The sequence below is a fragment of the Paracoccus sp. 08 genome, assembly GCF_024105395.1.
In the GTDB taxonomy this organism is placed as follows: domain Bacteria; phylum Pseudomonadota; class Alphaproteobacteria; order Rhodobacterales; family Rhodobacteraceae; genus Paracoccus; species Paracoccus marcusii.
The window spans coordinates 253729-264806 of the sequence record NZ_WEKR01000064.1; the positions used below are offsets into that span (position 1 = coordinate 253729).

Sequence of the window (11078 nt, forward strand, 5' to 3'; positions counted from 1 at the left end):
GCGCAGCGCTGGAGGGGATGCCGACCGCCGGCATCGACCGTCCGCAGGTGATCGAGGGATCGCTTGGCCGCAGCGCGCGCATCCTGGGGGCCGCGGGGCTGCCGCTGGCGCATTTCTTTCAGCCGGACGGGGCGCTGGACTAGGGCGATTGCGGTTGACACCGGGGCCTGCGCGTCTATACGGCACGCTTCGTTGGTGTTGGTGGACCCCGCAAGGGGAACCCTGTCAGGCCCCGGATCGCAAGACCCCTGGGCCAAAGGACAACGCCCTTCGCAACCTGTTGAAGGAGATCAGCCGTGACCAAACGCACGTCTGCCAAGTACAAACTCGATCGCCGCATGGGCGAGAACATCTGGGGCCGCGCCAAGTCGCCCGTCAACCGTCGCGAATACGGCCCGGGCCAGCACGGCCAGCGCCGCAAGAACAAGCTGTCGGACTTCGGCACCCAGCTGCGCGCCAAGCAGAAGCTCAAGGGCTACTACGGCGACCTGACCGAAAAGCAGTTCCGCCGCATCTATGCCGAAGCCGAGCGGATCCGCGGCGACACCGGGGAGAACCTGGTCGGCCTGCTGGAGCGTCGCCTGGACGCCGTCGTCTATCGCGCCAAGTTCGTGGCGACCATCTGGGCCGCCCGCCAGTTCGTGAACCACGGCCACATCCAGGTCAACGGTCAGCGCGTGAACATCGCGTCCTACCGCGTCAAGGAAGGCGATGTCATCTCGATCCGCGAGCGTTCGCGCCAGCTGGCCATCGTGCTGGAAGCCGTCGCCCTGACCGAGCGTGACGTCCCGGACTATCTGGAAGTCGACCACAACAAGATGACCGCGACCTTCGTGCGCACCCCGGCCCTGGGCGACATCCCCTATGCCGTGCAGATGGAACCGAACCTGGTCGTCGAATTCTACGCGAAGAACTGATCTTCGCCAGATCGACCGTCTTTGGGCCGCATCTTCGGATGCGGCCTTTTGCTTTGAATTTGATGTATTTATTCGTCGATCTGCGGGCGGGATCGGCTAGCATCCGGACATTGTATGCAACCGGAGCGCCCTTATGGCCCGCATTCAGCTTCACCGACCTTTTGACCTAACCATTCCAACCGGATTCGGCCCCGGCCGCTTTGGCGGGAACGAGGATTGGATCGACCACGCCAACGGCTACCGGGTTGAAATCGCCTTCGCCGGCTTCGATCGCGCCGACGCCCTGCGGCTAACACAGAACGGGCGGGACGTGTTGACCATGTCGGATTTCCTGATCTCCACCGCACCAGGCCAAATCGACGAAGACGCGATTATTGGTCGCGGCAACTATCTGTCGATCTGGCGGTCGATCCTGGCCTTCAACGACCAGATCACCGGGTCGTCGGGCCGCGACGTCGTGGACGGCATGGCCGGAAATGACCGCATTCAGGGCATGGGCGGCGACGATGGACTGTTCGGCGGTGCAGGGAACGATCGACTGGAGGGCGGCCAAGGCAATGACCGACTGAGCGGTGGCATCGGTGCGGACGTTCTCAATGGCGGACTGGGCAATGACAGGCTGAACGGCGATGCGGGCAACGACCTGCTGATCGCGGGGCGCGGCGCAGACGTCGTGAACGGGGGAGCCGGCATCGACATGCTGCATATAGCGACCACGGCCAATGTCGCGGTCGATCTGGCGGTGACGGGTGTTCAGCGCTTTTCGACTAATAGTGTCACCGTCACCGGGGTCGAAAACCTGCGCGGTGGATCAGGCAACGATCGCCTGTCGGGCAATGCAGGCACGAACGTGCTGGAGGGCGGGATTGGCAACGACGTGCTGACAGGACGCGCCGGCAATGATGTGCTGCGCGGAGGATTTGGCTACGACATCCTCGATGGAGGCATAGGCAACGACATGTTGGACGGCGGCGTAGGTGCTGACGTGCTGCGCGGCGGGACCGGCAATGACCGTCTTGAAGGTGGGGCCGGGAACGACCTGCTGACCGGCGGTGCGGGGGCGGACAGCTTTGTCTTCCGGCCGGGCACCGGGCAGGACCGTGTCACCGATTTCGCCGACGGCGTCGACCGCATTGTCTTTGCCGGGGGGCCGGACGACATGGACGATCTGCGCATCATCGATCAGGGCGCGGACACGGCGATCCGCTTTGGCGCAAGCACCATCGTGCTGAGTAATGTGGACCACCTGCTGATCGACGCAGGCGACTTCATCTTTGCCTGACCGTCGGGCCGGCGCGGCGGTTTGGGGGCTTTTCTAACCTCACCTGCGGGACTAGACGGGGTCCGACATAAGGATGGACCCCCATGACCCAGACCCCCGTGCAGCCCGGCATCATGGATATCGCGCTTTACGTCAGCGGCGAAAGCACGCTGGCGGGCCGCGACGACGTGCTCAAGCTGTCGTCGAACGAGAACCCGCTTGGTCCCAGCCCCGCGGCGCAGGACGCGTTCCGCCGCGCAACGGGCGATCTGCACCGCTATCCGGCGACCGATCACGCGGGGCTGCGCGCGGCCATCGGGCAGGTGCACGGGCTGGATCCGGACCGCATCATCTGCGGCGTGGGCTCGGACGAAGTGCTGCAATTCGTTGTCCAGGCCTTTGCCGGTCCGGGCGACGAGGTCATCACGACCGAGCACGGCTTTTCGATGTATCCCATCCTGGCGCGCATGGTCGGCGCGATCCCGGTGACCGTGCCGGAGGACACGCGCCGGGTCGATGTGGACGCGATCCTGGCCGCGGTGACCGAGCGCACACGCGTCGTCTTCATCGCGAACCCGGCCAATCCGACCGGCACGATGCTGGGCGCGGATGAGTTGCAGCGCCTGGTGGATGGCCTGCCGCCGCAGGTGCTGTTCGTCCATGACGGCGCCTATACGGAGTTCGCCGACGGGTTCGACGGCGGCGCGTCGCTGGTCGACCGGCATCCGAACGTGATCATGACGCGGACCTTCTCCAAGGCCTATGGCCTGGGCGGGCTGCGCATCGGATGGGGCTATGCCGCGCGCGCGGTGATCGACGTGCTGAACCGCATCCGCCAGCCCTTCAACCTGTCCAACGCCCAGATGGAGGCCGCACGTGCCGCCGTCCTGGATCGCGACTTCACCGACCGCTGCATCGCACTGAACGCGCGGATGCGCGACCGGATGCGGCAATCGCTGATCCAGATGGGCATCGGCTGCGACGAAAGCTTTGCCAATTTCGTGCTGGCCCGCTTTGACAGCCCCCAGACCGCGACCGCGGCCGATGCGGCGCTGCGCGCCGAAGGCATCCTGGTGCGGCGCGTCGGCGGATACGGCCTGCCCGACGCGCTGCGCATCACCGTGGGCGACGAGGCGGCCGTGACGCGGGTGCTGGACTGCCTGGGCAACTTCATGCAGGGGCGCGCGCAATGACGCAGGTCTATGACAAGGTGGCGCTGATCGGGCTGGGCCTGATCGCAGGATCGATGGCGCATGCCATTCGCGACGGCGGCCTGGCGGGCCGCGTCACCGGCTATGCCCGCAGCCAGGCGACGCGCGACACCGCGCGCGAGATCGGCCTGTGCGAGGTCTGCGACACTGCCGCCCTGGCGGTGGCCGGCGCCGATCTGGTGGTGCTGGCCGTCCCCGTCGGCGCCATGGCCGAGGTCATGGCCGAGATCGCGCCCCATCTGGCCCCCGGTGCCACGATCACCGATGTCGGTTCGGTCAAGCAGTCGGTCATCGACGCGGTCGCCCCCTGCCTGCCGGCAGGCGTGCATTTCATCCCCGGCCACCCGCTGGCCGGCACCGAACATTCAGGGCCCCGCGCGGGCTTTGCCAGCCTGTTCCGCAACCGCTGGTGGCTGTTGACGCCGCTGCCCGACACCGACCCGGAGGCGCTTGCGCGGCTGGACCGGCTGATCACCGCGATGGGCGCCAAGACCGACCGGATGGACGCCCCCCATCACGACCTGGTCCTAGCCGTGACCAGCCACGCGCCGCACCTGATCGCCTATACGATGGTGGGGGTGGCCGACCACCTGCGCCGTGTGTCCGGCGAGGAGGTGATCCAGTATTCCGCCGCCGGTTTCCGCGACTTCACCCGGATCGCGGCCAGCGACCCGACGATGTGGCGCGACGTGTTCCTGCACAACAAGGAGGCGACGCTGGACATCCTGGGCCGCTTCACCGAGGAGCTGTTCGTCCTGCAACGCGCGATCCGCATGGGCGACGGCCAGCAGCTGCACGACTACTTCACCCGCACGCGGGCAATCCGCCGCGGCATCATCGAGGCCGGACAGGACACCGAGGCCCCCGATTTCGGCCGCACCCCCGGCGCCCGACCCGCGGGCTAGATCGCCGGGGCGGGGCCGATCGGCACACCGCCCAGGATCAGCTGGCCATCGCGCATGATGACGGCCACGCGCAGCTCGCCCTCGGCCACTGCGGGAAAGTCGGGGCCGGGCAGCGTGTCGTCCAGTTCCGCCCGCGACAGCTGCGACAGTCCTGCCCGCAGCAGCATCGCGGCCTGCGCCGGGATCAGCCCCAGCCCGGTGGCCATCCCGATCATCGCATCCGCGTCTGCGGAATACAGCGCCACCTGCCCTTCGGCCAAGCCCTGGTCGTCGCGCGACAGGCGACCCACGATGCGCAGGCCGATCGTGTCGGCGCGCAGGTCCAGCCCGGCGGTCTGCCAGCCGACGATCTGCGGCGCGGCGTCGCCGGTGACCGTGGGCGTGCCGTCCAGCCAGATCCGCAGCGGCCCCGTGACCGACAGCGGTCCGGGGATCGGACCGGGGTCCAGCCCCAGCTGCGCCAGTCCACCGACCTGCAGGTCGGTCAGTCCCAGATCAAGGTCATAGGCCGCCCGCGCGGGGCGCGGCGCATCCGATCCCAGCCCCGCCAGCCGCGCCTGCAGCGACAGGCCCTGCGCCAGGGGCTGGCCGTCCAGCGTCAGGTCGCGGGCCTGCACGTCCAGCCGGTTGGGCGCCATGCCGTTCAGGGGGGACAGGGCCATGCTGGCCACGGGCGCAGACAGGCCCAGCTGCATCACCTGCCCGCCTTGGGTCACCGCCGCACCGTCGGGCAGGTCCAGCCGCGCGGTCAGCGGCGACGCAGGCGACAGGAACAGGCGCGCCCAGGGCAGGCTGATGGAAAGCGCCGGGTCCGACCAGGACGGTTCGGACAGCGCGACGCCGATCCGGCGCGGATCGCGCAGGGGCGAAACCGATGCGGCCTGCAGGGCCGGGTCCTGCGCGATCAGTGCGGCCACGCGGTTACTGGCCAGCGTCTCGGCGCCCAGCCAGCCGCCCGCCAGCAGCGCCAGCACCAGTCCCGTCCCGATCACCATCCCGCGCATGCCCGCCCTGCCCTTTTTTCCCGCCCCGTCCTGCCCTACCTTGTGCCCCGAAAGGACGGACAATGGAACGCATCGATTGGGTCTTCGGCTATGGCTCGCTGATCTGGAACCCCGGTTTCGATCCGGCCGAGGCCGTGCATGCGCGCCTGGCCGGATACGCCCGCAGCTTCTGCCTGCGGTCGATCCAGCATCGCGGGACCGAGGCCGTGCCCGGCCTGGTGCTGGGCCTCGATCCGCAGGATGGCGCCAGCTGCCAGGGCGTGGCCCTGCGCATCCGCCCCCGCGATCATGACCGCGTCCTGGCCGACCTGCGTGCGCGCGAACTGGTGACCGACGCCTATCGCGAGGCGATCCTGCCTGTCGATCTGCAGGACGGTCGGCGGGTGCAGGCGCTGGCCTATGTGATGCGGCGCGACCACTGGCAATATGCCGGCGGCCTGCCCGCCGACGAACAGGCCCGCATCATCGCGCAGGCGCATGGCGGGCGCGGCCCGAACGCCGAATACCTGTTCAACACCGCCGCCCATCTGGCCCAGATCGGCATGCCCGACGACCATCTGGACGCGCTGTCCGATGCCGTCCGGGCGCTGTTGCCGCCGCCCGGCTGACCGGCGCCGTCGGAATGCTTGGCAAGTGAGGCGCCCCGTCCTACAGTCGAGCAAAAGCATCGATGGGACGGGGATTTACCGGTGAGCGATCCGACACATGGCGACCCCAGGGCGCCCTCGCGGCTGACCCTGACGAACCGGCGCATCTCGGCCACGCGGGACAAGGCCCTGATCGGGGCGGCGGGCGCGCCGCGCTTTTCCCAACCGGTGCGGCAGATTCTGATGATGCTGATCGTGCTGGGGCTGGTCCTGGCGGGGGGCTGGTTCGCTTATGGGCGGATCCTGTCCATCTTCGACGCGAACCGCTGGCTGAACGGACTGATCCTGACGGTCTTTGCCCTGGGCGTGCTGGCCTGCTTCTGGCAGGTGGGGCAGCTGACCCGGTCGGTCAGCTGGATCGAACGGTTCGCCGCCCGGCGTCGCGACACCGACCGCAACGGCACCACCCAGGACGAGGCGCCCCGCCTGCTGGCCCCCCTGGCGGCCCTGCTGGGATCGCGCGGGCCCGGAGGAGAGGCGATCAGCGCCAGCGCCGCAAGCTCGATCCTGGATTCGGTCGCGACGCGCATCGACGAGGCGCGCGACATCACCCGATATCTGGCAAATCTGCTGATCTTTCTGGGGCTTCTGGGAACATTCTACGGTCTTGCGACAACCATCCCGGCGGTCGTGGCGACTATCCGGGCACTGTCGCCTGAAAACGGACAGTCGGGGCTGGACCTGTTCCAGAACCTGATGACGGGCCTTGAATCGCAGCTGGGTGGGATGGCTACGGCATTCTCCTCCTCGTTGCTGGGTCTGGCGGGGTCGCTTGTGGTGGGCCTTCTGGAGCTGTTCGTGACGCACGGCCAGAACCGGTTCTATCGCGAACTGGAGGAGTGGATGTCGGGCTTTACCCGGATCAGCATCGCCTCGGGTGACGGGGACGGTGTCGATCAGGCGGCACTGGCCGGGTTCCTGGACCAGATGGCGGGGCAGATGGACCGCCTGCAGGCCTATCACGCCGAACGCGACGCCATGCGGGACGAGGCCGCGCTGATGGCCGACGAACGCGTCGTGGTCATGGCGCAGGCGATCGACGCGCTGGTCCAGCAGGCGCAGGCCGACCGCGACGCGCCCGACGGCCAGTCCGAACGCCTGACCCAGGCCCTGACGCGGCTGGCCGATCACCAGCCGCCCGCCCCCGACCTGACGCGGCTGGAGGCCGCGCTGGACCGCCTGACCACCGAACTGACCAATGGCCGGAACGAGGCGGTTGCCGATCTGCGCGCCGACATCCTGGTGCTGACCCGCGCGGTCCGCGCCGCGCGCTTTGGCGATCCGTTCCGCGACGACCTGCTGGGCCGCGACCCCGCCCGCGGCGAGGGCTAGACCGATGCGACTGTCCCGCGGATCCTCGGCGCAGCGTTTCTCGTCCACGATATGGCCGGGCTTCGTCGACGCGATGACGGCGCTGCTTCTGGTGCTGATGTTCGTGCTGACGATCTTTACCGTGGTCCAGGGGGTGCTGCGCGAACAGATCACCACCCAAGACGACACGATCAGCACCCAGGACGAGACGATCACCGATCAGGGTCAGGTCATCTCGCGCCAGGAACGCCAGCTGAACGAACTGGGCGCGCAGGTCGCGTCCCTGGGCCAGGCGCTGAACGCGTCCAAGGATCGCGAGGCCGACCTGACCCGGTCCTTGGAGACCGAGGCCGAGCGTGCCGCCCGCGCCGAGGCGGAGGCCCGCGACCGTGCCGCCCGCATCGCCCGCCTGTCCAGCCAGCTGGCCACCGGAGAGACCCAGCTGGCCGACGCGCGCACCCGCTTGACCGACTTCGAGGCCGAGGTCGCTACCCTGCTGGCCGAACGCGCACAGGGTCAGGCGCGGCTGGAGACATTGGAGACGCAGCTCGATCAGGCAGAGGACCGCGCATCGGCCGCGGAACTGGCGGTCGCGGCCGCCCGGTCCGAGACCGACGCGCAGGCCGAGGCCGCGCGCCTTGCCGCCGCCCGCCGCGACGCGCTGGAGGCGCTGGCCGCGGACCTGCGCGCTCAGGTCGGCCAGCAGCAGGCGCAGCTGGACCGGACCCAGGCCAGCCTGACCGAGGCCGAACAGACCTGGCTGGCTGAGGCCGAGGCCGCAGCCCTGCTGCGCGAGCGGCTGGAGGGGGCGGATGCCGAACTGACCGCCATGACCCTGGCCCTGGAGGAGCGTCGCCGCGAGGCGGAGGAGACGCTGACTCTGCTGGCCGCCGCGAATGCCGCCCGCGACGCGGCGGAGACGCAGGCCCAGGCCCAGCTGACCGAGGCCGAGCGTCAGGCCGCCCTGCTGGCCACCGCGCGGGCGGAGCTGGCCGATCAGGAGGACCTTTCGCAGGACAGCCAGCGCCGGGTGGCGGCGCTGAACGAACAGGTGGCGCAGCTGCGCTCTCAGCTGGGGTCGTTGCAGGCGCTGCTGGATGCGGCGGGCCAAGAGCAGGCCGACGCAGAGCTCCGCGTGTCCGACCTGGGCCAACAGTTGAACGCCGCCCTTGTCCGCGCCGCCGAGGAAACCCGCGCCCGCCTGGCGCTGGAGGAGGAGGCCCGCCTTGCGGCCGAGGCCGAGGCCCAGGACCTGGCCCGCTATCGGTCCGAATTCTTTGGCCGGCTGTCGCAGATCCTGTCGGGGCGGGAAGGCGTGCAGGTTGTGGGCGACCGCTTCGTGTTCCAGTCCGAAGTGCTGTTCGCCCCCGGAGAGGCCACCCTGTCCCAAGCTGGCCGCGAACAGGTCGCCGGGCTTGCCACCCTGCTGCGTGACATCGCCGACGAGATCCCGCCCGAAATCGACTGGATCATCCGCGTCGACGGGCATACCGACAACCTGCCCCTGTCGGGGACCGGCCGCTATGCCGACAACTGGGAACTGAGCCAGGCCCGCGCCCTCGCCGTGGTACGCTATCTTTCCGACGATCTGGACTTTCCGGCCGAGCGCCTGGCGCCCACGGGCTTTGCCGACACCCGCCCCATCGCGACCCAGGACACGCCCGAAGCCCGCGCCCTGAACCGCCGGATCGAACTGAAGCTGACCGAGCGTTAGTGCCCGACGGTACGGGAGAACACGTTGATGACGACGACCCCGGCAACGATCAGGCACAGCCCGATCACCGCCGGCAGGTCCAGCCGCTGACCGAACACGACCAGCCCGATCATCGCGACCAGGGCCACGCCGAACGCGCTCCAGATCGCATAGGCCACGCCCAGGGGCAGCACCTTAAGGCTGACCGACAGCAGGTAGAAGCTGGCCAGATAGCAGACGGCCATCCCCACCGTGGGCGCCAGCCGCGTGAACTGTTCCGAGCGCTGCAACAGCGTCGTGCCCAGAACCTCCAGCGCGATGGCGAACCCCAGGGGGATGTAAGGGGACAGGGTCATCGGGCCTGGCGCTTCAGGGGACGGTCGTCGGGCAAGCCTGCCATATGTTTCAGGTGGCGTTCCAGTTCGGAATTGATCTCGGCCCCGACCAGCACGATCGTCGCGTTCAGCCACAGCCAGGTCATCAGTGCGACCACCGCACCCAGCGATCCGTAGGTCTCGTTGTAATTGCCGAAATTCACCGCGTACCAGGAAAACAGCATCGAGGTCGCGACAAGCGCCAGCCCGGCAAAGACCGCGCCTGGAGAGATCCAGCGCCAGCGCGACTTGGGCGCCGCAGGCCCCCAGCGATAGACCGCCGCCAGCGCCGCGATCAGCAGACCCAGCATCAGCGGCCAGCGGATCACGGCCAGGATCGTCTCGGCCCCCCAGCCGATGGGCAACAGCCGCAGCAGCATGGGCACGACCGCGATCACCGCCAGCATCAGCGCGATCATCGCCAGCCCACCGATGGTAAAGCACATCGCCACCAGGTTCAGCCGCACGATGCCGCGCGTCTCGCGCTGAAAGAATGCGACGTTCAGTGCAGACAGCAGCGCCTTCATCCCGCCATTCGCCGAATAGAACGCGACAAGCAGCGCAGTGACCCCGGCCAGGGACAGTGCGCCCGTCGAGGCCGAGGCAATGGACACGACCTGCGCGCGGATGATCTCCAGCGAGCTTTCGGGCAGCAGCGGTTCGATCAGTTCCAGATGGCTCTGGATGGTCGAGGGGTCCGCCCACAGCCCGTACAGCGACACGAAGGCGGTGATAGCCGGGAACAGCGACAGCAGGCCGAAGAAGGTGACGCCCCCGGCCACCGACGTGACACGATCGTCGCCGATCTGGCGAAACGTCGATTTCGCGACCGCCAACAGGTCGGCCCGCGTCATGTCGCGAAGCCCCGGCATCCGCTTGGCGGGCACCGGGGCGGGGTCAGCGGCCATCAGGCCGAAACGCCGTTTCGTGTCGTCATCCAGCGGGCCGAACAGGGCGTCGCGAATGCCGGTCCCTTGGGTCATGCGTCGTCCCTGATGGGCGGATCAGATCCGGGTGTCGTCGGATTGCGGGCGCGGGGCACGCTGCTGGACGGGGCCCGGATTGGGACCGGGCGCGCCATTCAGGATGGCACGCAGCTGATCGGCAGCGGCCACGAAATCGCCCACGATGGTCGTCGCCTGGCTGGAGACGCCGCGGAACGACCGGAACGCCCCTGCCAGCGACTGTGCGACGCCGTTCAGACCGTCCGACAGGTCGGTCGCAGTGCGCGTCAGGTCCTTGGCGAAATTGCCGCTGCGTCCGCGCGACGCCTTGGCGCGCAGACGGGCGGCATGGGCGTTGTCCTCGCGGGCCTGGGCACGGACGCGGCGGCGCATCGCCTCGCGCTCGTCCTCTTCCAGATGGGCGAACCGGGGGGCTGCTGCCGGGCGATAGGCCGCGCGGGGCGCATCGTCCGTTCCGGCCAGCTTGCGCGCGGCGATGGCCGCGGCGGCCGTCCCCCCCGCCATGCCCAGCGCGACGCCGGCCCAGACGACGGCCTTGGCGACGGTCGATGTGTCGTCCGTGCGGCGCGGCTGCGGGCCACGATGGCCGGCAGGCACGGGGCGCGGACCAAAGCGGGTCTGGCTGGTGTGGTCGGCCTCGGTCAGGGGCGGGCGGGGGGTCTGGGGGCGGCGCATGGCAATCTCCGGTCGGTTGTCGCGTCTGTTGCCACCGAACCCCCCTTGCGCGGGGAATGTTCCCGCAAAGCCAGCCGGGGCGCATGAAAACTTGCCCCCGCCCCCCCGCCCCGCC

General features: G+C 69.0%; 12 protein-coding genes. 8 read left to right on the top strand and 4 right to left on the bottom strand.

All coding sequences use genetic code 11. The features are described 5' to 3' along the window. Positions 1–17 precede the first annotated feature (17 nt). The 5 genes from GBO37_RS21480 to GBO37_RS15250 all read left to right on the top strand — a co-directional run bounded on the left by GBO37_RS21480 (position 18) and on the right by GBO37_RS15250 (position 4294). A complete protein-coding gene (locus GBO37_RS21480) occupies positions 18–143 on the top strand; it encodes a hypothetical protein (RefSeq protein ID WP_256481006.1) in 126 nt (41 codons plus the stop codon). A gap of 153 nt (positions 144–296) precedes the next feature. After that, positions 297–917 (top strand): 30S ribosomal protein S4, encoded by a 621-nt coding sequence (rpsD, locus tag GBO37_RS15235; RefSeq protein WP_045981180.1) that lies wholly within the window; start codon positions 297–299, stop codon positions 915–917. A gap of 133 nt (positions 918–1050) precedes the next feature. Further along, positions 1051–2199, top strand: coding sequence for a calcium-binding protein (locus GBO37_RS15240; protein ID WP_252929900.1), 1149 nt, complete (start codon positions 1051–1053; stop codon positions 2197–2199). A gap of 83 nt (positions 2200–2282) precedes the next feature. Next, positions 2283–3371 carry a histidinol-phosphate transaminase gene (gene hisC, locus GBO37_RS15245; protein WP_252929901.1) on the top strand — a complete coding sequence of 363 codons (1089 nt, stop codon included), beginning with the start codon at positions 2283–2285 and terminating at the stop codon, positions 3369–3371. Beyond that, positions 3368–4294, top strand: a complete 927-nt coding sequence (locus tag GBO37_RS15250) for a prephenate/arogenate dehydrogenase family protein (protein ID WP_045981178.1) — start codon at positions 3368–3370, stop codon at positions 4292–4294. The genes hisC and GBO37_RS15250 overlap by 4 nt, the downstream gene beginning before the upstream one ends. Here GBO37_RS15250 and GBO37_RS15255 read toward each other — a convergent pair. After that, positions 4291–5298, bottom strand: a complete 1008-nt coding sequence (locus tag GBO37_RS15255) for a DUF2125 domain-containing protein (RefSeq protein ID WP_252929902.1) — start codon at positions 5296–5298, stop codon at positions 4291–4293. The genes GBO37_RS15250 and GBO37_RS15255 overlap by 4 nt on opposite strands. Before the next feature lie 62 nt (positions 5299–5360). On the opposite strand from GBO37_RS15255, the gene GBO37_RS15260 reads away from it, so the two are divergent. From GBO37_RS15260 to GBO37_RS15270, 3 genes are all read left to right on the top strand, one after another. After that, positions 5361–5906 (top strand): gamma-glutamylcyclotransferase, encoded by a 546-nt coding sequence (locus tag GBO37_RS15260; RefSeq protein ID WP_045999494.1) that lies wholly within the window; start codon positions 5361–5363, stop codon positions 5904–5906. Between the two features lie 222 nt (positions 5907–6128). Next, complete coding sequence (locus GBO37_RS15265) at positions 6129–7277, top strand: hypothetical protein (protein ID WP_045981201.1); 1149 nt, start codon at positions 6129–6131, stop codon at positions 7275–7277. Positions 7278–7281: 4 nt separating this feature from the next. Continuing rightward, positions 7282–8970, top strand: a complete 1689-nt coding sequence (locus GBO37_RS15270; RefSeq protein ID WP_252929903.1) for a peptidoglycan -binding protein — start codon at positions 7282–7284, stop codon at positions 8968–8970. On the opposite strand, the gene GBO37_RS15275 is transcribed toward GBO37_RS15270, so the two are convergent. The 3 genes from GBO37_RS15275 to GBO37_RS15285 are packed head-to-tail and all read right to left on the bottom strand — an operon-like array spanning position 8967 to position 10963. Beyond that, a complete protein-coding gene (locus tag GBO37_RS15275) occupies positions 8967–9305 on the bottom strand; it encodes an SMR family transporter (protein ID WP_045981174.1) in 339 nt (112 codons plus the stop codon). The two genes, GBO37_RS15270 and GBO37_RS15275, sit on opposite strands and share 4 nt — an antisense overlap. Next, complete coding sequence (locus GBO37_RS15280) at positions 9302–10306, bottom strand: YihY/virulence factor BrkB family protein (RefSeq protein WP_252929904.1); 1005 nt, start codon at positions 10304–10306, stop codon at positions 9302–9304. The genes GBO37_RS15275 and GBO37_RS15280 overlap by 4 nt, the downstream gene beginning before the upstream one ends. Positions 10307–10327: 21 nt before the next feature. Beyond that, complete coding sequence (locus GBO37_RS15285; protein WP_252929905.1) at positions 10328–10963, bottom strand: hypothetical protein; 636 nt, start codon at positions 10961–10963, stop codon at positions 10328–10330. Positions 10964–11078 lie beyond the last annotated feature (115 nt).